The organism is Microcystis sp. M20BS1, from assembly GCF_020245305.1.
Taxonomy (GTDB): Bacteria; Cyanobacteriota; Cyanobacteriia; order Cyanobacteriales; family Microcystaceae; genus Microcystis; species Microcystis ichthyoblabe_A.
The window spans coordinates 26,806-52,331 of the sequence record NZ_JADBUZ010000056.1 but is presented as its reverse complement, the minus strand read 5'-3'; the positions used below and the strand labels follow the sequence as shown (position 1 = coordinate 52,331).

At 44.3% G+C, this 25,526-nt stretch carries 16 protein-coding genes and 1 pseudogene; all 17 read left to right on the top strand.

Annotated features, from left to right (window positions below):
- Positions 1-2,998: type I polyketide synthase (locus IM507_RS05785; RefSeq protein WP_287636761.1), on the top strand; the 2,998-nt coding region annotated here is incomplete at its 5' end.
- 8 nt (positions 2,999-3,006) lie between these two features.
- On the top strand, positions 3,007-8,073 hold the full coding sequence (locus IM507_RS05780) for an SDR family NAD(P)-dependent oxidoreductase (RefSeq protein ID WP_287636760.1): 5,067 nt from the start codon (positions 3,007-3,009) through the stop codon (positions 8,071-8,073).
- Positions 8,074-8,230: 157 nt separating this feature from the next.
- Positions 8,231-8,422 carry a hypothetical protein gene (locus IM507_RS05775; protein ID WP_002733463.1) on the top strand — a complete coding sequence of 64 codons (192 nt, stop codon included), beginning with the start codon at positions 8,231-8,233 and terminating at the stop codon, positions 8,420-8,422.
- Positions 8,423-8,668: 246 nt separating this feature from the next.
- The gene (locus tag IM507_RS05770) at positions 8,669-10,432 is read left to right on the top strand and encodes an NAD(P)/FAD-dependent oxidoreductase (RefSeq protein ID WP_069474038.1); all 1,764 of its coding nucleotides are present in this window, start codon (positions 8,669-8,671) and stop codon (positions 10,430-10,432) included.
- Between the two features lie 86 nt (positions 10,433-10,518).
- On the top strand, positions 10,519-12,288 hold the full coding sequence (locus IM507_RS05765) for an NAD(P)/FAD-dependent oxidoreductase (RefSeq protein ID WP_069474039.1): 1,770 nt from the start codon (positions 10,519-10,521) through the stop codon (positions 12,286-12,288).
- Between the two features lie 85 nt (positions 12,289-12,373).
- Positions 12,374-14,182 (top strand): NAD(P)/FAD-dependent oxidoreductase, encoded by a 1,809-nt coding sequence (locus IM507_RS05760; protein ID WP_069474040.1) that lies wholly within the window; start codon positions 12,374-12,376, stop codon positions 14,180-14,182.
- Between the two features lie 186 nt (positions 14,183-14,368).
- A complete protein-coding gene (locus tag IM507_RS05755) occupies positions 14,369-14,755 on the top strand; it encodes a hypothetical protein (RefSeq protein ID WP_002731634.1) in 387 nt (128 codons plus the stop codon).
- A gap of 43 nt (positions 14,756-14,798) precedes the next feature.
- Positions 14,799-15,809: an alpha/beta fold hydrolase gene (locus IM507_RS05750; RefSeq protein ID WP_002733671.1), complete on the top strand. Its 1,011-nt coding sequence runs from the start codon at positions 14,799-14,801 to the stop codon at positions 15,807-15,809.
- A complete protein-coding gene (locus IM507_RS05745; protein ID WP_002733077.1) occupies positions 15,796-16,674 on the top strand; it encodes a hypothetical protein in 879 nt (292 codons plus the stop codon). The genes IM507_RS05750 and IM507_RS05745 overlap by 14 nt, the downstream gene beginning before the upstream one ends.
- A 40-nt stretch (positions 16,675-16,714) precedes the next feature.
- Positions 16,715-17,686 carry a calcium-binding protein gene (locus IM507_RS05740; RefSeq protein WP_002734838.1) on the top strand — a complete coding sequence of 324 codons (972 nt, stop codon included), beginning with the start codon at positions 16,715-16,717 and terminating at the stop codon, positions 17,684-17,686.
- 38 nt (positions 17,687-17,724) lie between these two features.
- Positions 17,725-18,522 (top strand): SDR family NAD(P)-dependent oxidoreductase, encoded by a 798-nt coding sequence (locus tag IM507_RS05735; RefSeq protein WP_002733374.1) that lies wholly within the window; start codon positions 17,725-17,727, stop codon positions 18,520-18,522.
- A gap of 21 nt (positions 18,523-18,543) precedes the next feature.
- Positions 18,544-19,848 carry an ABC exporter membrane fusion protein gene (locus IM507_RS05730; protein WP_002734853.1) on the top strand — a complete coding sequence of 435 codons (1,305 nt, stop codon included), beginning with the start codon at positions 18,544-18,546 and terminating at the stop codon, positions 19,846-19,848.
- Between the two features lie 217 nt (positions 19,849-20,065).
- On the top strand, positions 20,066-21,244 hold the full coding sequence (devC, locus tag IM507_RS05725; protein WP_002733284.1) for an ABC transporter permease DevC: 1,179 nt from the start codon (positions 20,066-20,068) through the stop codon (positions 21,242-21,244).
- Between the two features lie 48 nt (positions 21,245-21,292).
- A complete protein-coding gene (locus IM507_RS05720) occupies positions 21,293-21,967 on the top strand; it encodes a DevA family ABC transporter ATP-binding protein (protein WP_002734055.1) in 675 nt (224 codons plus the stop codon).
- Between the two features lie 201 nt (positions 21,968-22,168).
- Complete coding sequence (locus IM507_RS05715; protein WP_123229984.1) at positions 22,169-23,899, top strand: Rqc2 family fibronectin-binding protein; 1,731 nt, start codon at positions 22,169-22,171, stop codon at positions 23,897-23,899.
- 617 nt (positions 23,900-24,516) lie between these two features.
- Positions 24,517-24,837, top strand: a pseudogene (locus IM507_RS05710) (RNA-guided endonuclease TnpB family protein); the annotation flags it as partial.
- Between the two features lie 447 nt (positions 24,838-25,284).
- Entirely contained in the window at positions 25,285-25,524 is a 240-nt protein-coding gene (locus IM507_RS05705; RefSeq protein ID WP_002757689.1) for a hypothetical protein, read from the top strand.
- The last annotated feature ends 2 nt before the right edge of the window (positions 25,525-25,526 follow it).

Sequence of the window (25,526 nt, the reverse complement as noted above, 5' to 3'; positions counted from 1 at the left end):
GGAGAATATTTTAGCGCGTCGTTGTCAATTTCGCCAGTTTCCCGATCAACGTTTACCACTCTCGGAATATTATGATCCCGATCCCGCCACTCCCGATAAAACCTACGGAACACGCGGGGCCTTCATTGATGGCTTTCAATTCGACTGGATTAATCGTCGAGTTCCCAAAAAAACGGTCGATGGAACCGACATCGTGCATTGGTTAGCCTTAGAAATAGCCGACAAAGCGCTCGAAGATGCTGGGTATCGTCGAGATACCGTTCCCACCCAAAAAACCGGGGTCATTCTCGGCAATTCCTTAACTGGAGAACATACTCGCTCGAATGTGATGCGGTTACGTTGGCCCTACGTACGAAGAGCCTTGCGGGCTGCTGCCGAAGTCAAAGGACTGTCTGGAACAATTGTGGAAGAACTTCTCGAAACAATGGAGAAATTCTATAAATCCGTTTTCCCACCCATTACCGAAGATACCCTAGCTGGGGGACTGTCCAACACCATAGCCGGACGAATCTGTAACTTTTTTAATTTTGACGGTGGTGGTTATACGGTCGATGGCGCTTGTTCCTCCTCCCTAATCGCCGTTGTCACTGCCGCCAACGCTTTAAGTAATGGCGATTTAGACATGGCCTTAGCCGGTGGCATTGATATCAGTCTCGATACCTTTGAATTAATTGGTTTCGCCAAAACCGGCGCACTGACGGCTCAGGATATGAAAGTGTATGATCGCCGAGCCAGTGGTTTTGTTCCAGGAGAAGGATGTGGTTTTGTTGTCCTCAAACGCTTAGCGGACGCACAGGCCGATGGCGACTACATTTATGCCCTGTTGGACGGCTGGGCTCTGTCCTCCGACGGCAAAGGAGGCATTACCGCACCCTCTAAGGTGGGACAGTCCAAAGCCCTATTAAGAGCTTACGAAAAAGCCGGTTATAGTCCCCAGTCTCTTCATTTTATTGAAGGACATGGAACCGGAACCCCCGTAGGTGATCGGGCTGAAATTGAAGGGGTAGCCCTAGCCATGAACGCCTCGAAACCTGCCCCCCCTCGTTCCTGTGGCATGACTTCTTTTAAATCCCTAGTTGGTCATACGAAAGCAGCGGCCGGGATCGGGGGTTTCATTAAAGCGGTCATGGCGGTTAATCAGCGGATCGTTCCCCCTACCGTTAACTGTCAAGAACCGAATCCCGTTTTCGAGGAGAGCGCCCAATGTTTATATCCAGTGCAACTAGGGGAAATCTACCCGGAAACGGAGATTTTACGGGCGGGAGTGTCGGCGATGGGTTTTGGAGGCATTAACTCCCATGTGACCCTTTCTTCTGGTGATGCACCCTCCCCCCGGTTAAAACCCAGTTTAGACCAGCGTTCGCTTTTAGTCTCCAACCAAGATAGCGAAATCTTTGTCTTCGGGGCTAATTCTCTTGCCCAACTGCTGGAATATCTGCAAATTTTCTCAGAACAAGCCAAAGGGATGAGTTTAGCAGATATGGTGGATTTAGCAGCGCAGAATGCTCAAACATTGTCCCCTCAGACTTCAATTCGCGCCGCCATTGTGGCAGAAAACCCCAGAGAATTACTGGAGCGCTTGGAGCATTTAATCAACATTCTTCACTCTCAACCCCCAGCCGCGGGAGAAACATATATATCCCAGCGAAAAGACATCTGGCTCGCCCATCAAGTGCAGCGTTCTCGAGTAGCTTTTCTCTTTCCAGGACAAGGTTCACAAAAGCTGAACATGGCCCGGACTTTGGTGGAGCGATATTCTTGGGCAAGAGAGTTAGTGCAACAGGCAGATTTATGGCTGATTGAATCTGGTTTTGAACCGATTAGTCCATTAATTTACCGTCCTCTTGACCGCGCTGTTAACCAACAACAAGTAGAACAATGGTTTAACGCTCTCACCGATGTTGCACCGCAAGCAATCTGCTTGACTTCACTACTGTGGAAGCATTACCTGAAACGACTTGGACTGGAACCAGTGGCACTAGGGGGTCATAGTTTGGGCGAATTGACTGCTTTTGAAGCGGCTGGTGCTTATGATGAAAAAACCCTCCTTTGCTTTGCCGCAATGCGGGGAAAAGCAATGACAGTTAAGGGCGATTCTATCGGGACAATGGCGAGTTTAGCTTGCTCGGATGCCACCGCGCAAAAGCTCTTACAAGGGATTTCTGGTTATGTAACCGTTGCTAATATCAATAGTCCTCAACAGACGGTTATTTCTGGAGAAAAAACCAGTGTTGCTGCTGTTTGTGACCTGGCATTAGCCCAAGAAATTCAAGTCCGCCAACTTCCGGTAGCAAATGCTTTTCACTCCCAAATGGTGGCGAAAGCAGCTGAATATTTGCGAAAAGAAGCTCCCATTCCTGAGATTTTAGAACAGGTTTCTCTGCCTCTATTTACCAGTGTCAACGGCCAGATAGTTAATTCAGGACTCAACTTAAAAGAACACTTTGCTCATCAGATTGTTGCTCAGGTAAATTTTGTTTCTCTGGTCGAAAATCTGAAGAATAAATGTGACTTGATAGTTGAAGTTGGAACGGGAAAAGTGCTTTCTGGTTTAGTAGGAGCAATAGTTCCTTCTCCCCTCTGTTTTCCCCTAGAGTCAAAACCGGGTATCGCTCGCGATTTGAATACTTTTTTAGCCGCTTACTTTGTGCAAGGAGGTGAAGTCAACTGGCAAGCGTTGTATGAACAACGACTGGTTCGTCCTTTTGTCCCGGCTGCTGAGCGTCTGTTTGTTGATAATCCCTGCGAACGATCTTTTCCGGTATCTCTTGAAGAAATTGAGTCGAGTTCTGCCTTCTCTTGGAGAGAAATACAACAGTCATCACCAAATACGGCTCTCGCTCATTCCTCGAATTTTTCCCAACCAGAAAGTCTTTTTGCAGATGATGAACTAACAACAGTCTTAGCAAATTACCTGCTGGAACGTGGTTCTTTTCTCTCTGAGTTAATCAGTGCCGATATCCAAAGCTTACCCTTTGTAAACACTCACAATGCCTAGAGGACATTATGACTTATTCTTCTGACTCCAAACAAGCAGTTGGCAATCAAGAGATTGTTAAACTTCTCTCCCATTACTTCTCTAACCGAAGCCAGTTTTTGTCCCAAGTTATCAAAGCAGATCTTCAGTCTTATATTTTGCTTAAAAGTCCAGCAACTAATCTGATTCCCTTTCAGAGCAGTGTTCAGGTAAATAGCACTGTTAATAGTAATGGTCATAGCACTGTTAATAGTAATGGTCATAGCACTGTTAATAGTAATGGTCATAGCACTGTTAATAGTAATGGTCATAGCACTGTTAATAGTAATGGTCATAGCAATGGCAATAGCAAGCGAATCCCAGAAACAACAGTAATCCAAACCAATTTAACTGTTGAAAAACGTTTAATTGAGTTAGTTGCCGAAAAAACTGGCTATCCAGTAGCCAGCATTAATCTTGATGCCAAACTACTAGATGATTTGAATTTAGATTCCATCAAAGCTGGCGAGTTAGTAGCGACAGCCGCCAAAACCTTTGGTGTGAGCGGAAAAATTGATCCTTCTGCTTTAGCTAATGCTACTTTGCAAGAAGTAAAACAGGCTATTGATGCCGTTGTTTCTGTGGAAATGCTAACGGAAGTTCCTGAGCAAATAGAAGTTGCGCCTCTGGTTTTGCCGCCTTCAGATTCCCTTGATATTACCCAAAAATTACTGGAATTAGTCGAAGAAAAGACTGGGTTTCCTAAAGATACCCTCAGCCTCGATTTGCGTCTTCTTGATGATTTAAACCTCGATTCTATTAAAGCAGCCGAGCTAGTTGCTACAGCAGTCAAACAAGTGGGAGCAACGGGAAAACTAGATCCCTCAGCCTTAGCGAATGGAACTTTAGCGGATGTCATTGCGGCGCTGGAGAAGGTATCAAACCAACCCTCTGTCAAAACTGCCGCTTCAGAGAAAACACCAGTGCTGCAAGGGAGCCAAAATAATCCTCCCCCGGAAAGCAACTGGGTCCGTAACTACGCCATTGAGTATGTGCCTCAACCTCTGACTCCTCCGACAATTGCCACTGATTGGTCACAAGCTCAAGTCTTAATTGTCTCTGATGCTGCCACATCGATTGCTAAAATTCTTACCAAGCAATTAGAGCAATTGGGCGCTCAAGTCCAACAAAAGACCTACGCCGAAATCGCAGCGGCAGAACCCGCCAGTATCGGTTCATTCTCCCACTATCTAGGGATTTTACCCGGTGTTTCCCCCTTGCCATCGGAATTACCCCTCGCCGCCATGGTAACTCGCCTCAGCAGCGTTGCTACCATTAGCCACGCCAATCCCTCGGCAACTTTAGCTTATGTTCAATTTGGTGGGGGGCGTTTTGGCACCAGCGAGGGAGAATACCATCCCGCAGTCGTTTCAGCCGCGGCCTTTGCCCGCAGTGTTCATCTAGAGCGCCAAGAAGCACGAGTCCGGGTAATCGACCTAGCGGCAGCAATTGAACCAACCCAGGCCGGTAAATTAGTAATTCAGGAACTAGCCGGAGATGAGGGGATTACAACCGTTGGCTATGATGCGAGACAAGTAAGGCTAATCCCCCAAGCTCAGTTACAGCAGCCGATTGATTATACGCCCCGTTCCCTCACCTGGTCGGCCTCAGACGTAATTCTGGTGACAGGTGGAGCCAAGGGAATTACCGCCGAATGCGCTCTCGCTTTAGGACAAGAAACGGGAGTGAAAATGGCTTTGGTGGGGCGAGCAGCAGTGCCAGCAGCCGGAGATAGCAACAGCGAAATTGCCCAAACTCTCAAGCGCTTAGCAGCCCAAGGACTCACCGGTGCTTACTATCGCTGCAATATTGCCGACCCTACCGAGGTTCAGCAGTTAGTTGACCAAGTGACCCAGGAATTAGGACCCATCACGGGAGTAATTCACGGAGCCGGACTCAATCAACCCCGTCGCGTCGAACAAGTTAGACCCCAAGATGCTCAAACAGAAGTCTCACCCAAACTTTTGGGAGCTTACAACTTATTGCAGGCATTAGCCTCTAACCCACCCAAGCTCTTTATCGCTTTTAGTTCGATTATCGGCGTTACCGGAATGCCTGGTAATGCTTGGTATGCCTTTGCCAATGAATCCCTGTCGTTGCTGTTACAACAGTACCAACGGCAACACCCCCAAACCCAGGTGCTGGCGCTTGCTTATAGCGTTTGGGATGAAATCGGCATGGGAGCGCGTCTTGGCAGTGTCAAGCATCTAGAGCGCATGGGGATCAAGGCGATTTCTCCCCGTGAAGGAGTAAGCCGCTTTCTCCAGCTTTTCCAAACCGCACCAAGCACCTCACAGGTAGTGATTACCGCTCGTTTAGGTGGCTTAGATACCTGGTTACCAACCCCCTTACCCGCTCCCACCGGACTGCGCTTTATCGAAAATGTCCAATATGTGGAACCACAGGTAGCCTTGACTGTGCGGACTCATCTGAGTTTAGAGAAGGATCTCTATGTCAAGGATCACCTTTGGCGCGGTTCTTATTTATTCCCCACCGTGTTTGGGTTATGTGCCATGGCCCAAGCTGTAGCTTACCTGACAGGGACCTCAAACCCGCCAATTGTTCGCCTGGAAGATATTTCTCTGCGACGACCAATAGTCGTTAATCCAGAGACTGGGGTTGAGATTCAAATTGAAGCAGAAATTGCCGAGGCTACCAGCAATGGGGAACGTCGAGTTAAAGTGGGTATTTATACCGAGCAAACGGGCTTTTCTCTGGCTCATTTTTCTGCCAATCTCATTCTCGGAGAGTTGACTTCTGCTTTTCAGGAAAAACCCGAATTAGGCCAACCTCTCCCAATCGCTCCCAAAACCGATCTCTACGGGGATTTACTCTTCCAGGGAGAACGTTTTCAACGCCTGGGTGAAATTTACACCCTTAGTGAAAAACAGAGTGTCTTCCGTTCCCACGCTCAACTTTCTGGAGAAGATTTATCCAATCAAAGCTTTAGCAAAGGATTGAATCAGTCTTTAATCCTCGGCGATCCCTATTTTCGCGATGTCTTGCTCCAATCGGTACAGTTGACCATTCCCCAAGATATCTGTTTACCCGTGGAAATTGCCAAGATTGAGCGATTTAAACCGGCCAGCAGCGATCAAGGTCGCCGCCTTGTCACCGTTAACCTATTGGCGCGGGAAGATCGGGAGTATATTAGTGAAGTGATTGCTACCGATGAGCAGGGGAACCTAATTGAACGCTTGAGTGGATATCGCCTACGGATTCTCGAAGAACACCCAGAAAATCCGACGGCGGCTGAGTTAGTTAATCCTGAAATTCGCGATCGCCAACACCTGCGACAAGTGTTACAGACAACTTGCCAGGGATTAGAGATTCCACCGCCTACCGTTGCGCTTGGTTATGCGCCTAACCTGCAAGGGAAATCCTTAGAACAGCGCCGCCAACAGGAAAAACCCATTGTAGAACGCGCGCTGAAAACTAAGCTAGGACTCAAACCCGAGCAAAAACTTGTTTTCGAGCTTGAGTCTCTCCCCTCTGGTAAGCCTCAACTGAGCGGGACACAAGTTTCTGGGTTAAATGTTTCTTTATCTCACTGCGATCGCTATTGTCTCTGCACTGTGGCTGAAACTCCCCAAGGTTGTGATATCGAAGCAATTACCCCTCGCAGCACCGAGGACTGGGTCGCCCTCTTAAGTGATCGCCGCAGTCAACTGATGGAGCAATTAGTGCGCCAAGGAGACACCCAAGAGCGGGCCGGTATGAGGATTTGGTCAGCCACAGAAGCAGTTCGCAAAGCTTTTAATGGTAGTGATCCGCAATTTTGTCTAGTGGCGAAACAGGGAGATGGAGTCTTGTTATCCACCTCAACCCCGGAGGGTGAGTCTCAAGTGCTGACTGTCCCTGTTAAGTTAACCCGTCCACCGGAACGGATGGTGGCGATGGTGGTTTCCCACACCCCAGTGTCTGTACCCACAGAAGCTAATTTCCAGTCTCCTCAAGCAACGGAAGCGGCGATTATCCCAGCGACGCCTGGGAAAATTGACAGCCATAGCTCTCGCTACACCCATGATGGCCCGCAAGGACAATTAGTCTATGAGCAACGCTATCAAGTCAGTTTCAAAGATAGTGGTAGCATTAGCCGTCATGTTTACTTTGCCCAATATTTTCGCTGGATTGGCAAAATTCGGGAATTGCCGATGGAAAGTATTGCCCAGCAAATGTTAGCCGACTTCTTAACCGGAGATTGGGGCATGGTTACCAATTCCGTTAGCCTGCGAGTTGTGGGAGAAGCCACCTCCTATGATGTGATTCAAGCGCGAGCCTGGGTGGGCAATATTGTCGGCTCTTCCTTTGAGACTTACATCGAGTTTTGTAAGGTACTGCCCGATAATTCCCTAGAGCGTCTGGCGATTGCCGAAGTTAAAGCCACTTGGGTGCGGTTAGTCAGCTATGGAGTTCCTGCTCCCATGCCTTTCCCGCCCTATCTCCAAGACTATTTGGCTCGCTTTGCCGCTGACAAACCCGCCAGCCTTGATTTAAAACACCCAGAAACCCTGCCTCTGGCTCCCCTACCCGCCAGCCTTGCTTCCCTCAAGCCGGGGGCTGTCATTGATGACATTCCACAACAAGAAAGCCGCTATGGACGGTTATTGCGGTCTGAGGTCTTCCAAACCACCCTGGAAGAATCGAATTTGGTCGGTAATGTTTACTACGGCAATTATTTCATCTGGCAAGGACGCATTCTCGACCTGTTTCTTTACTCAGTTGCTCCCGAATATTTGCGGATTTCTAATCCCTGTGGGGAAATGGTCTGTCTCTATACCCGCATGGACTATCTACGCGAAGCGATGCCTTTTGACCGCATTCGCACCCTTCTCTATGTGCGTTCAGTGTCCGAGTGTGGCGCATCCTTCAACTTTGAGTTCTTCCGGGAACAGCCTGATGGCACTTTGGAAAAACTCCATGTCGGTCAACAAGATGTGGCTTGGGTGGAGCGGCGAAAAGATGGAACGGCTGTAGCCGCACCCTGGCCCGAGGCGGTGAAGCAATCTTTAGTCGCAAGGGCGACCACCAGGGAAGCCGCTCTGTTAATGGTCTAGAAAAACCTGCTCTCTAGGATGGGGGGGAAACCCATCCTCAGACCAACCTACTGACTAGATTCTGCTTTCTCACTTTTCTCTATCTATCTGCCCAGGAAAATTTGTCATGTACAAGCCGAATAAATCATTGAGAAGCCAACTCCGACTGATCCACATTTTGGCATCACTTCTGTTAGGGATTTTTATCTATTCCCCCTGGCGCAATCATCCAGGAATGCTGATAGCCGTCGGGATTGTTGTCTTTCCCCTCCTAAGCTTCACTGGACTTTGGATGTGGCAAGGGCGACGCATCGAAAAATGGTTAATGGAGAGCCGAACCATACTTTCCTCAGAGGATTCTCCCTCTTAATTGAACTAACTTAACGTAATTCTGGTTCTTCGGTGTGTGTTATGTAATAGACGGGGATTATAAGGCATGAAAACCTTATAAAGAAAGACATTAGGCGATTTTTGTCAATTGTTGTTGATCTAGAAGGAACTAATCAATTAAATCTCTTGCCAGATCAGGATTTAGTCGATTTATGCCCCCCCGATCAAACCGGACCTAGTAACGAAGAACCGTGATTCTCATCCCTTTATCAGGAGAAATTGATCAATGAACACGACTCAAGCTTTGCACTACGATGTTGTAATTATGGGGGCTGGCTTTGCCGGCTTATGTCAAGCGCGACACCTGATGCTCAACATCCCTAATATTCGGGTGGCGCTGATCGATCCTCGTCCCGAAAATCGACCCGATACAGATCTCAAAATTGGCGAATCTACAGTTGAAATAGCCGCCCTACTCATCTGTAAAGAGTTGGGACTGCATGATTACATGATTGAAAATCATCCTCCTAAAGCGGGACTGAACTTCCACTGGCCGAAAAATCTGGCTGAAACTGATTCAATTGACGATTATTATCACGTCTGGATCAATCGTCAACCCCCGATTCCGACTTTTCAGATCAACCGAGCAAAGTTTGAACGGGACTTGCTCAAAATGAATAAGGAAATGGGAGCAATCTTCTACAACGGAAGAGTTGTCGATGTAGATTTAACCGAAGGCGATCAACTCAAAACCGTCACAGTCAAATTAGAGGATACAACCATAGAAATAACAGCCAAGCACATTGTTGATGCGGCTGGTCGCCGATTTATTATAGGCAAAAAAACCGACAATCTCATTTTTGGTTCAGACCAACTTTTAGGAGTTAATAATGGCTCCGCTTGGGTAAGGATTAAAGATGTAGATCGGACCATTTTCCATAGTGGTTATCATCCAGCAGGAACCACTGTCAGTCATTACTACGCTACCAACCATTACTTTGGCCCTGGTCATTGGTTGTGGATGATTCCCATTGATCGAGATAGTAAAGAACTTTCTCTGGGAGTCATTCACCACCACGATGTCATTCCCGCAGCTACCATAAACACCCAAGAAAAGTTTACTGCTTTTTTGAAAGCCAACCATACGGTTCTCTATAAATTATTGCAAAATAGCGAGTTGGTTGACTTTCATTATTTGCCCCGAGTTGCCCACAAAAGTAAAGTGATGTTTTCGCATGATAACTGGTATGTAGTGGGAGATTCAGCCTGTATTTTTGATGCTTTTTATTCCCTGGGAACGACGATGATTGCCATCGCCGTTGAAAGCATTACCGAAATTATCCGCGCCAAATTGGCAAACGAGGCCAATGCTGAAGAAAAACGGGCTGTTTACAATGACTTCAATCTGGCTTTTTCTGATAGCGTCAACACTTTCATGCAGGAACATCAAAAACAGTTAGGTCATGCCAGTATCATGAGTTGGCGGATTTACTTTGAGTATATGTGGTGGTTCGGCGTTTTAGTTCCTATGTACATCGGTAAATGGCATTTAGATCCAGCTTTTCTCAAACAGTTTACTGGTCCTTTCCGCACTTTTCTCAATGGCTTATTCGTCGATGTCTATCAAGATTGTAACAAATTGGTAGAGCGAGGAGTTAATATGGGTTTGATGGATGCGATTCGAGCCGATCAACTAATCGGCAGTTACTATACCTTTAAACACTTTGAAGACTTCCTAGAAAATAGCAAGCTTGAACCCCAACGCTGTAACATTTTCACCAGCATGAAGAATACCTTTTTCTATGTGGCAATTTGGTATGCAATGTTCCAGTGGAAAGGTTTTGGCTGGCGTGGCCTGTTGAAACCCCGCAATTTAGCTCATTTTAGCTATTTGTTAGCCCAAAGTGGATTATCAGCCCTGGGAGAAATGCGTCATAACTTCTTGACTCGTAGTCTGCCAGATAATAGCGAAATCGAGGAAATGCGCCAAGAATTCAAAGAATATCGCTATCAAGGTAAGTTACAGCCCTGGAGTGCTGAACTTTCTTAAAACTTGGTTCAAATCTCACAGTTTTTTACTCTCTCAAATTCAAGCAATTTGCCAAAAATAACGTCGATTAATTCAGGAGTAAATCAATGCAAATGACTCAAGATAAAGAGTATGATGTGGTCATTATGGGGGCTGGTTTTGCTGGCTTATGTCAAGCGCGACACCTGATGCTCAAGATTCCCAATATCAAAGTTGCTCTAGTGGATCCTCGTCCCGAACAACGCACAGATAAGGACTTAAAAATTGGCGAGTCCACCATTGAAATTGCCGCTCTTTTTCTCGCTAAAGAATTGGGACTACATGATTACCTAATTGAAAATCATGCTCCCAAACAAGGGCTTAACTTTCACTGGCCCAAAAATCCAGCAAAAACTGAAACAATCGACGACTACTATCATGCTGGCTCGAACCGACAAGTTCCCATTCCCTCTTTTCAAATCAACCGCTCCAAGTTTGAACAAGACTTGCTAAAAATGGATAAAGCCATGGGAATCAACTTCTATAACGGGCAAGTTGTTGATGTTGATTTAACTCCTGGCGATGCCATTAAAACAGTTAAAATCAAGGTAGGCGATGAAAGAATGGAACTGCAAGCCAAACACGTTATCGATGCAGCAGGACGGAAATTTATCATCGGACGCAAGACTGACAACCTCCTATTTGGTCCAGAAAACTTAATGGGATTAAACACGGGTTCTGCCTGGGTGCGAGTCAAAAATGTAGATCGTACCATCTTTCACAGTGGCTACGATCCTCTTAATGCCTCAACCAGCCATTATTACTCGACTAATCACTATTTTGGCGAAGGACATTGGCTGTGGATGATTCCGATTGACACCCAAACAATGGAATTATCTATTGGTGTGATTCATCACCATGATGTGATTAATTCTACTCAGGTAAACAGCCAGGAAAAATTCCATGATTTCCTGCGAAATAACCACCAAATTCTTGCCAATATTATTGACAGTGGAGAAGCAGTAGATTTCCACTATTGGCCGAGGATTTCTCACACAAGCAAAACCCTATTTTCTCCCGATAATTGGTATGTCCTTGGCGACGCTGCTTACATCTTCGATGCTTTCTATTCCTACGGAACCACCACGATTGCTTTAGCCATTGAAGGGATAACGGAGATTGTGCGGGCCAAACTCGCAGGTGAAGCTGATGCGGAACAAAAACGGGCTGCTTACAATGAGTTTAACTTAGCCTACTCCCGTAGTGTCAACTGTCTCTATCGGGGACACGCCAAACAGTTAGGACAAGCCAGTGTGATGAGTTGGCGCATTTACTTTGAGTATATGTGGTGGTTTGGGGTACAAGTTCCCATGTATGTAGGTAAATGGCATTTGGACCTCACCTATATTCCCATCTTTCTCAAAACTCTAAACAGCAATATTGATGGACTGTTTGCTGATTTAAATGAACAATTTACCGAACTAGCAGACAAGGATGTCAATATTGGCTTGATGGATTGTTACCGGGGCGATCAACTTTTCAAGGGTTATCACACTCTCAAACACTTTGATGACTTCCTGGAAAATACCAAGTTTGAACCGCGGCGGTGTAATGTTTTTGCTGGTTTAAAAGCTACCTGTTTTTATGCCGCCCTCTGGTATGCACTCTTTCAATGGAAAGGATTTGGTATTCAAGGTTGTCTCAATCCCCGCCATATTTACCATTTCTTGCGCCTATTAGGGTTATCAGGACAAGCAACTATCGGCGAGTTAATTTATAAGTTTAAAACCAAAGGACTGCCCGCCAACAGCGAAATTGAAGCGATGCGTCAAGAGTTTAAAACTTATCAATATCAACCAAAACTCCAGCCTTGGCTGGCAGAAGCTACCAATTCTTAAGGATTTTGACTTGCATCAAATTCAACGCTCTTCTCTCAATCATCTGTGAGTGTCAATTACCTCATCAACTATCAAGGAGTTAACCATGAATTATACCATTACTCAATCCCGAGAATACGATGTTGTCATTATGGGAGCAGGCTTTGCTGGACTGTGCCAAGCACGACATCTCATGCTCAACATCCCTAATATTCGGGTGGCACTAATCGATCCCCGTCCCGTTGAACGTACAGACAAAGATTTAAAAATCGGTGAGTCTTTAATCGAAGTTGCCGCTTTATTTCTCTGCAAAGAGTTGGGACTACATGATTATTTAATCGAAAACCACCCCCCCAAATCTGGTCTCAATTTCCACTGGCCAAAAGATCCAGCAAAAACAGAAACCCTTGATGATTATTATCATGTCTGGGCAAACCGTCAAACTCCAGTGGGGTCTTTTCACCTACAACGGGCTAAATTTGAGCAAGATTTACTGGTGATGAATTGTCAGATGGGAGCCGATTTTTACGAGGGACGGGTCAAAGATGTCGCTCTTACTTCAGGGGATGAGCTAAAAACAGTTTATGCCAAAGTTGGCGAGGAAAATATTACCCTTCAAGCCAAGCACGTCATCGATGCCGCAGGCAAGAATTTTATTATTGGACGCAAAACTGATAATGTACTTTCTGGTCCAGAGAATCTCCTGGGACTCAATAATGGTTCAGCGTGGCTGCGGGTGAAAAATATCGACCGCACGATTTTCCACAGTGGCTATCATCCCGAAGGCGCATCTACGAGCCATTATTATGCCACCAATCACTATTTTGGCCAGGGTCACTGGTTGTGGATGATTCCGATTGATAAGCACTCGATGGAACTATCTATTGGCATTATTCACCATCACGATGTTATTCCCGCCCAGAGCATAAATAACCTGGAGAAGTTTTCCAATTTTCTCAAGAGCAATCATACTATTCTCTCTCGATTGATTGAAAGTGGTGAAGTAGTTGATTTTCATTACTGGCCGAAAATTGCCCACAAAAGCAAAGTTCTTTTTTCTCCTGATAACTGGTACGTTATTGGGGATGCTGCCCATATTTTTGATGCTTTTTATTCCTATGGAACGACCATGATCGCTTTTGAGGTAGAAAGTGTTACAGAAATTATCCGTGCTAAATTGGCTGAGGAAGCAGCAGCAGAACAAAAACGATCCGCTTACAATGATTTCAACCTAGCTTATGCTCGTACTGTCAACTGTCTCTACCGAGATCATGCCTATCAACTCGGTCATGCTAGTGTTATGAGTTGGCGGATTTATTTCGAGTATATGTGGTGGTTTGGTGTCCATGTTCCCACCTATATTGGTAAATGGCATCTGGACTTAAATTTTATCCCCCGCTACGTGACAATTGCCGATGGCAATGTTAATGGAATTTTCGCTGATTTATGTCAGGAATTTCATCAATTAGTGTCACAGGGTGCTAATATTGGTTTAATGGATGCCTATCGGGCCGATCAATTGCTGGGTGGTTATGGAACCTTAAAACACTTCGACGATTTCTTAGAAAATACCAAGTTCGAGCCTCGGCGCTGTAATGTTTTTGCCAGCATGAAAGCCGCTTACTTCTACATTGCTATTTGGTATGCTCTCTTTCAATGGAAAGCTTTTGGCATCGCTGGTTGGTTAAATCCGAAACATTGGTATTACTTTGGTCGGATGTTGAAGCTATCGATTCAAGCCACAATCGCCGAAGTAATTTATAAGCGCAAAACCCGAGGAATAGCTGATAACAGCCAAATTGAGAAGATGCGTGAGGAATTCAAAAACTATCACTATCAACCGCAGAAGAAATCGCCTTCTGTTGTTCAAAACGTGGTCGGTGAAAGAGTAACAATTGAGTCTTTTCCTGCTTAGTAGGAGCGAATAGCTGTCACTGGTGTCAACTTAAGCAAAGCCAAACTATAATCTGTCATGACGAGACGGCATTTTTGTCAATCCCCCCCTCGCTATGACATTCAAAAAATCATCATTTTTACTTAATTTGAGACTAATGATCGCTGTTCACCCGTAAAATTCCTGCTCTTAGTTGAGGTAATTATCATGGAATTAGCCACCTTTGTCTCATCCCAATTCATCTTAGAGCCTAATGAATTGCGCCGGGGAATTAACCGCATTGGCTTGAATCTTTCCGAATCAGAATTCAATGCACTCGTGCAGGGGAACTCAGTTGACTTGGAAGGTAGAGGACTGAGTGAAATTGGCTCAATATTTATCATGGCAGCCGCTGTTGCTCCACTTAATTTAGGTAAGCCGAGAACGCTGCTTAAGTTTTCTGATTTACCGACTCTTGTTGAGCCAAACATTCCGCCTGAAAATGCTAGTTGTCCTGGAATTCCGATTTACTGTTGGCTCTCTGACTTAGACAAAAAACGTTGTGTTTATCTCACCTTAACCGATAGTAAACCAGTTCTCCAGATCGGGTCTTAGCAGAGAATTTTATCAGTTAACTAATGAATCATAGGGAAAAAAGATGAAATTTTGGCTACTCGGCGGAATACTTATTACTTTGGTGGCACTACTGGTACTTTTAGGACTGGTTTACCAGCAAGTTGCCACAATTAAAGACCTAAGTAAGTATCCACCACCTGGTCAATTGATAGATGTAGGGGGTTATCGCTTGCATCTCCACTGTAAAAGTCAAGGTAGTCCCACTGTGGTGATGGATTATGGACTAGGGGGAATATCTCCCCTCTGGCATTGGGTTCAATCGGAAGTGGCAAAGTTCACCTCTGTCTGTGTTTACGACCGCGCTGGCTACGGCTGGAGTGAACCCAGTCCCCATCCTCGCACCAGCCTGACTATGGTTCAAGAACTACACACTCTACTAAGAAAAGGGGGAATAGCCGGGCCTTATTTACTGGTGGGTCATTCCTTGGGAGGGTTGAATATGCGCCTGTTTGCCAGCCAGTATCCTTCAGAAGTAGTGGGAGTGGTTTTAGTGGATGCGGTACCGGCAAATGTCTATAGCCGTCTGGGGAATGAATTTAGGAAAAATATGGCAGCAACGCGGCAAATGTTTCGCAGTTTATCCATCATTTCTCGCCTGGGAATCTTGCGCCTCCTGCTTCAACTCAAAGGCAGTGATGTCGCTCCCGAATTTGTCCAAAAATTGCCCCCGTCTGTACAATCTGTTGTTTTAGCAAAGTTCCTACCCCAAAGCTTTAATACTGCCTTAGCCGAAAGCGCATTAATGAAAAAAGATGCTGCATTGGTCAGTAAAACTTCCTTTCCCTCGCACTTACCCTTAGTCGTAATTTCTCACGGACTGAATATGTTTTCCGGGCAAAATGTAGAAGTGTCTGAGTCTATCTGGCGGCAATTACAGGCAGAAACCTCCGAGCTTTCGACTTCGGGAAGCTTACAAATCGCTCACAGCAGTGGTCATAATATTCATATTGATCAACCTGAATTAGTTGTTGATGCAATCAGGAAAATCTTACAACAGACTAACCTCAAGGAGAAGACAAATGAAAAACTCTAAAATTAAAATACTGGCACTTGTTCCAAGCATTATAAGCTTAACAGTTTCCCTATTGCCAGGAGCAATCACTCCCGCCAATGCATCTTCTTTAAACTGTGGTTCAGGGAACAATTGGATTTCTAATTGCTCGAGCCAGATCTATAATTTTTTCAACACAGTTATCGTTAGTGCTAACTTTGGCTTTAGTCCAAATAATTTACCAGATTTTACCGCAATTCTTCAGGGAAACACCCAGATTTTATTAGGAAATCCCGTTGATGCCATTATTGGCGATCCTTTACTGGGTAATGTAGGCAGTGTTGATGGTATTGCCGACGTAGTTCAACTGGAAGTCTTCCACAATATATCTTCAGGTACTACTCCTTTTGTCCCCCTGATTACTGCCTTAGCTGGGGATGGAGTGCCGGATTTAGCTCCGACTCCTCCAGGGTCAACTTTACCCTATGTTTCCCTTTATTCGGCAGGAGCTATCAGCCAAAGAAATGATAATCCCTCATTAGGAGATAGTTTCTTGAAATTCTTTTTAGAAATCCAAGGAACACCGGAAGGGACAATTCGCACCAGAGACCCCGTAACCCTCAATGTCTCCTCACCTTTAACTGGGTTTCCTCCAGAAGGAGCTGGGAGTCAGCTAGAATTTTTCAGTTCTGCCATTACCCCTTTATTTACTCCTGGACCTGATGGAGTGTTTTGGACAGGGGATGAAGTCGAAGTAGCTCGCATTGTTCCTGATGCTAACAATCGGGCAGTGACTCTTTCCCTAACGCCAATTCCTGAGCCTTCTAATACCTTGTCTTGTTTACTATTAGGACTCGGACTCTTCGGGGTTAGTTGTTTACAAAGACTCGGCAAAAACTTTCAGTAACTTGAAATAAAAAGCTTTTAATCGCAAAGGAGAAAATGACATGGCTACTTTTATCGGCACCACTGGCAACGATCTTTTATTCGGCAGCAATGACGATGATATTTTATATGGCAACGGTGGCAACGACTATCTTGATAGTGGACTTGGCAACGACACTTTGGTTACTGGCGATGGCAACGATGCCTTACTTGGGGGCGGCGGTAACGATTTGCTGTTCGGCGGTGGTGGTAATGACTATCTAGGTGGCGGCGATGGCAACGATGATCTACTTGGGGGCGATGGCCGTGATATTCTCCTTGGTGGTAATGGTGATGACGCTCTCAATGGCGGCGATGACAACGACATTCTCAACGGTGATGCTGGCAATGATACTTTAAGTGGAGGTGCTGGCAACGACGGGATTATTGGCGGTTCTGGCGACGATCAGGTAACAGGAGGTGATGGCAACGACGGCATCTGGGGCGGTAGTGGCAATGACGCTCTCTTTGGCGGTTCTGGCAACGATGGCATTATTGGCGATGTTGGCGACGACGTACTCAATGGCGGTGATGGTGACGATGCTCTCTTTGGTGGTTCTGGTAACGACATTCTTTTTGGTGAGGTGGGCAATGATGCTCTCTTTGGTGATAGTGGCAACGATGTATTAATTGGTGGCTTGGGTGGGGACACTCTTGCGGGCGGTACTGGAGCAGATCAATTTGTTTTCAACAGTCCCCAAGATGGCATTGACACTATTACAGATTTCTCGGTTGTTAATGATATTATGATCGTCTCTGCTGCGGGTTTCGCTGACGACCTCATAGCAGATGCTTTGCTGATGCCTGAGCAATTTGTCATTGGTACAGCAGCAGTTGATTCTAATGATAGATTTATCTATAACCGAGCTAACGGCACTTTATTCTTTGATGTCGATGGTGTAGGCGGAATCGCTCAAATTCAGATTGCTAAACTATCATCTGGACTTGATTTGACTAACAATAACATTTTTGTTAGTAATAACTTCGCAGTCTAAGCAGCGGCGTTCAACTTTTTATTTAAAGGCAAAAGTTTATGTTCAATTATCGCGGCAAAACAGCATTAATCACGGGAGCATCATCTGGGATTGGCGAGATATTCGCCCGCGAGCTTGCTAAACGTGGCATGAATCTCATTTTAGTAGCACGAACCGAAGAAAAACTACGCACAATAGCAACCGATCTTTATCAAGTTTACGGTGTCCGCACTGAAGTAATTGTTGTCGATCTAAGTCGTGAAAATGCTGCTCAGGACGTTTTCAGTGCTGTCGAGGAAAAGGCACTTACTGTAGATTTACTTGTTAATAATGCCGGGTTTCTTAACTATGCGCCCTTCGAGCAAATTCCCCTTGAGCAAGATCGCGCACAGGTGATGGTTAACGTAGTGGCTTTAGTTGATTTAACCCATAAATTTATCCCAGGAATGCTGGCTAAAGGGGAAGGAGCGGTAATCAATTTATCCTCTAGTGGAGCCTTTCAGCCCATGCCTTACATGGCCGTTTATGGAGCGAGTAAGGCGTTCGTCCTCTCCTTTAGTGAAGCGCTTTGGGCTGAGTATCGCCATCGAGGACTAAGGGTTTTAGCACTCTGTCCTGGGCCGACAGCAACACGGTCTTTAGTTAATATCTTTGATGATGGGAGTGCCACCTCTCCTCAGCGGGTGGTAGCAGTTGCTCTCAAAGCTCTTGAAGACGGGCGCAATTATGTCATTCCCGGACTAAAAAATTACTGGCTTGCTCACAGCGTTCCTCGCTTAATGCCACGCAGTATAACCGTGCAAATCTTGGAACGAATAACTCGACCGAGAAGAAAAGACCTCAATGAAACCAGATAATTAAAGAGAGTAAAGCTTCTTATGAAATCTCCACTTTTTGTCAAACCAACTAATTGGCTACTTATTACCTGTCTCACCACCGGGACTATGGCAAGTGGCGCTGTAGCGACTTATTCAATTTGGCGCTATCAATCTTTAAAAACAACATCCCCGGCTGTCGCTTCCACTACTCCGAGAAAGCTGAAAGCCGTGGCGGCTTTAGGCTATGTAGAACCGGCGGGAGAAACAATCAAGATTTCTGCTGCTGCTTTTATGGAAGGGTCTCGCATTAATCAACTGTTGGTAAAACGGGGGGACCAGGTTGAAGCTGGACAAGTTTTGGCTATCCTCGACAGTCGGGATAGGCTGCAAGCAGCACTAAAACAAGCACAGGACGAAGTTCGCATCTCTCAATCCCTTTTAACTCAGGTGAAAGCTGGCGCAAAACAGGGGGATATTATTGCCCAAAATGCCAGATTTGAAGGGACTCGCTCCGAATTAGAAGGACAGATTACCACCCAAAGAGCTACTATTGCCAGTTTAACGGCTCAATTACAAGGGGAAAAAATGGCTCAGTATGCCACTATTGAGCGCATTAAAGCTGAGTTTCACAATGCTCAAAAAGATTGTCAGCGTTACCATACTCTATACCAAGAAGGTGCGGTCTCAGAGCAAGAACGCGATCGCTTCTGTCTGATGGCTCAAACTAGCCAAGAAAGTCTGCGAGAAGCCAACGCTAATTTAAGTCGAATTGTCACCACTCTAACCGCAAGAATTGATGAAGCTGAAGCTAATCTTCAGCGCACGGTAGCAACTCTAGATCAGAAAATCAAAGAAAATCAAGCGACCTTAGATGCGGTTGCGGAAGTCCGTCCCGTAGATGTTGAAGTTGCTCAATCCCAATTAATCGCCGCTAAAAGTGCTGTCCAAAAAGCAAAAGCTGATTTAGATTTAGCTTTTGTCAAAGCTCCCAAAGCGGGGCAAATTCTCAAAATTTATACTTGGCCCGGTGAATTAATTGGTGATAAAGGCATCCTCGATCTCGGTCAAACCAGTCAAATGTATGTCACTAGCGAAGTTTACGAAACCGATGTGAGTCGGGTTAAACTAGGACAACGGGCAAAAATTACCACCGATGGATTGATTGGGGAACTAAGGGGAACCGTCGCTGAAATTGGCTTACAAATTGGCAAAAAAGATGTCTTGGGTACCGATCCAGTTGCTGATGCAGATGCGCGAGTGGTGGAAGTCAAAATTCGTCTCGATCCATCTTCTAGTAAGAAAGTGGCTAACTTGACTAATTTACAAGTCAATGTGGTGATCGATACGAACAAAACTAATCTTTAAAAGAGCTATCGAAAAATTATAACCCAATCACAGCCTGCTTTTAGGTTGTGCGCTAACTAAATAGTTCTATATATGAAATGAATACCTATTTAGTTAAATTTCTTATCTAGAAAGACTTTTAGCCTTGAGATAATGTTAGGTCAAAGTCTTAAATAAGGAGTAGTATTTGTCAACAAGTCAGCCGCGAGCAATCTAGAATCTTTAGGAGGAGCAAAAGATGAAAATATTCCACGGGAAGTTACCGACAGCTTGGTTGCAATTACGCTACCAAAAAACCAGGTTACTGGTGGCTCTATCGGGGGTTATTTTTGCGGTTGTAATTGTCTTTATGCAATTGGGGATTCGGGATGCTTTGTTTGATAGTGCTGTTCGGCTTCACCAAGCTCTACAAGGGGACTGTTTTTTAATTAGTCCTCGTACCACTTCACTGATTGGCATGGAAAGTTTTCCTCAACGGCGATTACTCCAAACCTTGGCTTTTGAAGAAGTAGATTTTGTCAGCCCGATTTATTTAGATTTTGCTCAGTGGAAAAACCCTGAAACTCGTAATTATTGGCGTAATATATTCGTGATTGGATTTGATCTTAAACATTTGGCATTTGATTTACCCGGTCTCGCAGAAAATATGGAGCTATTAAAACTTCCCGATCAAGTTTTATTTGATCAAGATTCTCGCTCTGAATTTGGTCCTATTGTTGCTAATTTTAAAAAAAAGGGATCGGTTATTACTGAGGTTAGCAATAAGGGTAACAACCGCAAAATAGAAGTCGCTGGCTTATTTAAACTGGGAACTTCTTTTGGTTCAGATGGTAATTTAATCATGAGCCATTTGAATTTTTTAAGAATTTTTAGCAACCGTTCTTATGGATTAATTAATATTGGCTTAATTCGTCTAAAACCAGGAACTAATATCAATAAATTTATCGAAGATATTCAAGCATATTTACCTAATGATATTAAAGTTTTATCAAAGCAACAGTTGATTCAATTTGAGAAGAATTATTGGCAAAGTAGTACGGCGATTGGTTTCATTTTTAATTTAGGTGTTATCCTGGGAATTATTGTTGGAATTGTCGTTGTCTATCAAATTCTCTATACAAATGTTTCGGAACATCTTTCAGAATACGCCACCCTAAAAGCGATGGGCTATCGTCATAGCTATCTCTTATCAATGGTTTTACAACAGGCTTTTTTAATTGCTGTTCTCGGATATATTCCAGGTTTTTTGATCGCTAATATTCAATATGAGTTTACTAAAAATGCCACCTTATTACCTGTCAATATGTCGCTTGATCGAGCGGTTTTTGTCTTTATCTTAACCTTAGTCATGGCCTTCGTTTCAGGAGCCACTGCTGTTAAAAAATTGCAAGATGCCGATCCAGCCGATATTTTTTAGAAAAAAGAAACAAATATCTATACCTCATCTCAAGGAACAAAGCGGTCTATGGACGTTATTGATATTCAAAACCTCAATCACTATTTCGGTCAAGGAAAGCTGAAAAAACAAGTTCTTTTTCAGATCAACCTAAAAATCATAGCGGGAGAGATCGTTATTTTAACTGGCCCCTCTGGTTCTGGAAAAACAACCTTACTATCCTTAATCGGTGGCCTACGCTCTGTTCAAGAAGGAAGCTTACAGCATTTTGAAAAAGAATTACGGGGGGCTAGTGAAGAACAATTAGTCCAAACCCGCCGTCAAATTGGTTATATTTTTCAAGCCCATAATTTGTTACCCTTTCTAACCGCAAGACAGAATGTACAAATGTCGATCGAGCTTCAGGAACATCTCGGCGGACGGGAAACAGAAGAACGCGCTGCTTTGATATTAGAAAAAGTCGGCTTAGGACATCGGATCGACTATTATCCAGATAGCTTATCCGGGGGACAAAAGCAAAGGGTAGCGATCGCACGAGCTTTGGCCGGTAATCCCCCATTAGTTTTAGCCGATGAACCAACAGCCGCCCTCGATAGTAAAACGGGACGAGACGTGGTAAATTTGATGCAACGTTTAGCCAAAGAACAGCGCCGTACTATTGTACTCGTTACCCACGATAATCGGATTTTAGATATTGCTGATCGCATTGTTCACATGGAAGATGGACGCTTGTGCAGTTGCTAATAGCCATCCAGAGAAAACTCAGAAAAGGCGCTCCTCAGCTTTTCGGCTAAGACTGGGATACCTCCACCGATAGATTCTGACACCAAATCTGTTTTTAATTGAGGAAACAACTTTTTTGTCTTAGCCTTAGTGGGAAGCTATTATATTTTCATGCTTGGCGGTGCCAACTTTGGCATCGAGAAGATCTCCTGAATCCTGAAAATGCAATCCCTAGACTTTACCACCCTCAGTGCCACTTGTGCCGAAATTGCCGCCCCTTGGCTGCCAGCCAGACTAGAACAAGTGTATCAAATTGATCGCCAAACCATCGCCCTCCATTTACGAACCTTCGATCGCAAGGGATGGTTAATTATTTCTTGGCATCCCCAAGGGGCGCGGCTGCATATTGGTGATCCACCGCCGAAAGTCCCTGATACCTTCACTTTCAGCGATCAATTGCGTCATCAACTCAATGGTTTTGCCCTGACAAAATTAGCATTTGTTGCCCCGTGGGAAAGAGTCATTGATCTGCAATTTGCCAAACGTCCCGATGATCCGGCGCTGTGGCATTTGTATATAGAAATTATGGGCAAATATAGCAATGTCATTTTAACTGCGGCTGACAATCAAATTGTCACCGTTGCCCATCAAGTTAATGCTACCCAGTCTAGTGTTCGCACCGTACAAACGGGACAAACCTATCAACTACCCCCCGTTTTATTGGCAACAGAACCCAGTTTAGAAGAATCCTTGAGCAGTTGGCAAACCCGAGTTAGTTTAATCCCTAAAACTATCGAAAAACAGCTAGTTAGTACCTATCGTGGGGTTAGTCCCGTTATCGCTCGATCGCTGTTACAAAAAGCCAAAATTAACCCAAAATTAAACACGGATCAGTTAGATAATAATGATTGGGAAAAGCTCTTTTCGGCCTGGCAAGAATGGTTAAAAATCCTTGAAAATAAAACCTTTAAACCGGGATGGACGAGAGAAGGTTATACAGTTATCGGTGAGGAGATGCTGGCAGCGGCTAAAAATGTCCAAGAATTATTAAACCGTTATTATAGCGACCAAATTAATCAAGAAAGCTTTCGACAACTACAGCAAAAATTAAGCCAAAAAGTCATCTCTTTACTGACTAAACTGCAAACTAAAGCGGCGGGATTTCAAACAAGACTAGCAGAATCTGCTCATGCTGATCGCTATAAAGAGCAAGGGGATTTATTAATGGCCAATCTGCAGCAAATACAGCAGGGTATGACTAGCATTACTTTGGCAGATTTCCAGACAGGAAACCCTGTAATTATTCCTCTTGATCCCGAAAGAAATCCCGTACAGAATGCCCAATATTTTTATAAACAACATCAGAAATTAAAAAGAGCGCGGTTAGCGGTGGAACCTTTATTAGAGGAAGTGGTCAGTGAAATTAATTATCTTGAACAGGTGCGATCGAGTTTAAGTCAACTAGAAAATTATAGCAGCAGCGAAGATTTAGAGGCATTAGACGAGATACAAGAAGAATTAATTCAACAGAAGTATCTAGAAAGCAATTACCAGCGTAATCGGGCGAATAACAAAGAATCCGAACCCATGCGCTTTACTACTCCCTCTGGAGTCGAATTATGGATTGGCAGAAATAACCGTCAAAATGATCGGCTAACTTTTCGTAGTGCCAGCGATTACGATATCTGGTTTCATAGCCAAGAAATCCCTGGTAGTCACGTTTTACTCCGTTTAAACCCCGGTACAGTTCCAGAAGCCGCCGATCTGCAATTTGCTGCCGATTACGCCGCTTATTATAGCCGCGCTCGCCATAGTGAACAGGTTCCCGTCGTCTATACCCGTCCCAAATACGTCTATAAACCCAAGGGCGCCAAGCCCGGTATGGTGGTTTACAAACAGGAAACGGTAATCTGGGGCTGTCCTCAGAGGGTTGAAGATTACCGCAAAAAATAATTTTTTACCAAATTGTTTACTTTTTTTTACACAAAATGGGTATTGTCTGTTACAATTTTTACTAGAGAGACAAATGCAGTTCAGGCGCTTGGGAACGCAAGAACTATATTTCCTCAGATTACAACAACAAACAACAGCAAACCAGTGGTAGCAGCCGATAGTCGAGGGAAAGACACAAAAAACCGACTATTTAGGTGATATTAAAGCGACCACTGGTATTTTATCTTAACCTAACCGGTTCTGTAACTCCGTGATCGTCCCCGTCTCACATTTTGTAGTGGTGCAAAATTAATTTCCATCCATCCAGAAGTATAACCTAATACCATTTCTCTAAATGAAAACTACACATCGAATTTAAATCCCCCTTTAAGTTCCCCTTTTTAAGGGGCATTTAGGGGGATTAAACTTCTGTAGTCAGACTTTGGAGAATTGGTATAAATTAGGGCTTGCTGAATAATGGTAAAACCCTTTTTAATCTTTCAATAGGATTAGTTTGATCGAACATTTGGGTACAAACCCTTCCTTTAGTGTAGGGTCGGGCAGCTTTAAATAAATATGTATTGTCAACTTAAGGAATTTTGTATTAAGATGTTGATACTCGGTCAAGCATTGTCAAAATGTTTGTACTAAAATACAAAGTTAAGCCAAAACCTAATCAGATAGAAGCCATTAATGAGGCAATACGGACAACCCAATTTGTTCGGAATAAAGTCCTGCGTTATTGGATGGATAATCCTGGTGTTGGCAAAACAGAGTTATTTCGGTACAACACAGCATTAAGAAAAGAGTTTAAATTTGTTGATGATTTAAACTCCCATGCTTGCCAGACTGCTGTAGAAAGAACCTTGCGGGCAATTACTCGGTTTTACGATAATTGCCAAAATAAAGTTAAAGTAAAGAAAGGCTACCCTAAGTTTAAAAAACATTCCCATTCCGTAACGGGCAGAAACTGCTGAACAACGAGGGCAAATGCTAGAGGCGAAATTGCGAGCCTTGCAGGTAGAATTAGATTAAATTAACCTAGTTTCTGGAGCGGACAAGACAGCTTTTTTTTCTCAAGTACAAAGACACAAAGTTATACTAAAGGGTTTCTCTCACCATTAAGATAACTGCTATAATGTATTCGCTAACTCTAAGTGGTCGAACAAAATTAAAGTTAACCGTGAGGCAAGGGAATAGACCAGAGGCAATAGTCAAGGCTCTCAGCTTTATTAATGTTTCTTAATACAAACGTATTTGTTGAGAGGGTTTCCGAGCAAATATGAAGCGTAAACTGATTAGGCATCGTCCCTAATTCCTGATCCTGACTGGGGATAACTGCCATGGCTTCTACTACTTAGAAAAAAATTACCAAGTTTGTGTTGATCCCTCAAGGAGAAATTTTTATGGAAATATCTCGTCCTAATCAAGCAGAATTAACCGCCGAAGAACAACAGGAACTAGAAAAGTTGCGCGCTATTATCGAACAGGCTAGTGTTGATGGCGTGATCACTCAAGGGGAAAGGGAAAGAATTGCTCTAGCTATGAGGTCTGATGGTAAAGTGACCCTGGAAGAATTAGAGTTAGTCAGAACTTTAATTACCGAAAAAGTGAGCAAAGGGGAATTAGTTCTTGATTATCTTTAAAC

Excerpts from the sequence above, each read along its gene's own strand:
- IM507_RS05780 (WP_287636760.1), top strand. The coding sequence starts at position 3,007 with ATGACTTATTCTTCTGACTCCAAACAAGCAGTTGGCAATCAAGAGATT.
- IM507_RS05770 (WP_069474038.1), top strand. The coding sequence starts at position 8,669 with ATGAACACGACTCAAGCTTTGCACTACGATGTTGTAATTATGGGGGCT.
- IM507_RS05765 (WP_069474039.1), top strand. The coding sequence starts at position 10,519 with ATGCAAATGACTCAAGATAAAGAGTATGATGTGGTCATTATGGGGGCT.
- IM507_RS05760 (WP_069474040.1), top strand. The coding sequence starts at position 12,374 with ATGAATTATACCATTACTCAATCCCGAGAATACGATGTTGTCATTATG.
- IM507_RS05755 (WP_002731634.1), top strand. The coding sequence starts at position 14,369 with ATGGAATTAGCCACCTTTGTCTCATCCCAATTCATCTTAGAGCCTAAT.
- IM507_RS05750 (WP_002733671.1), top strand. The coding sequence starts at position 14,799 with ATGAAATTTTGGCTACTCGGCGGAATACTTATTACTTTGGTGGCACTA.
- IM507_RS05745 (WP_002733077.1), top strand. The coding sequence starts at position 15,796 with ATGAAAAACTCTAAAATTAAAATACTGGCACTTGTTCCAAGCATTATA.
- IM507_RS05740 (WP_002734838.1), top strand. The coding sequence starts at position 16,715 with ATGGCTACTTTTATCGGCACCACTGGCAACGATCTTTTATTCGGCAGC.
- IM507_RS05735 (WP_002733374.1), top strand. The coding sequence starts at position 17,725 with ATGTTCAATTATCGCGGCAAAACAGCATTAATCACGGGAGCATCATCT.
- IM507_RS05730 (WP_002734853.1), top strand. The coding sequence starts at position 18,544 with ATGAAATCTCCACTTTTTGTCAAACCAACTAATTGGCTACTTATTACC.
- devC (WP_002733284.1), top strand. The coding sequence starts at position 20,066 with ATGAAAATATTCCACGGGAAGTTACCGACAGCTTGGTTGCAATTACGC.
- IM507_RS05720 (WP_002734055.1), top strand. The coding sequence starts at position 21,293 with ATGGACGTTATTGATATTCAAAACCTCAATCACTATTTCGGTCAAGGA.
- IM507_RS05715 (WP_123229984.1), top strand. The coding sequence starts at position 22,169 with ATGCAATCCCTAGACTTTACCACCCTCAGTGCCACTTGTGCCGAAATT.
- IM507_RS05705 (WP_002757689.1), top strand. The coding sequence starts at position 25,285 with ATGGAAATATCTCGTCCTAATCAAGCAGAATTAACCGCCGAAGAACAA.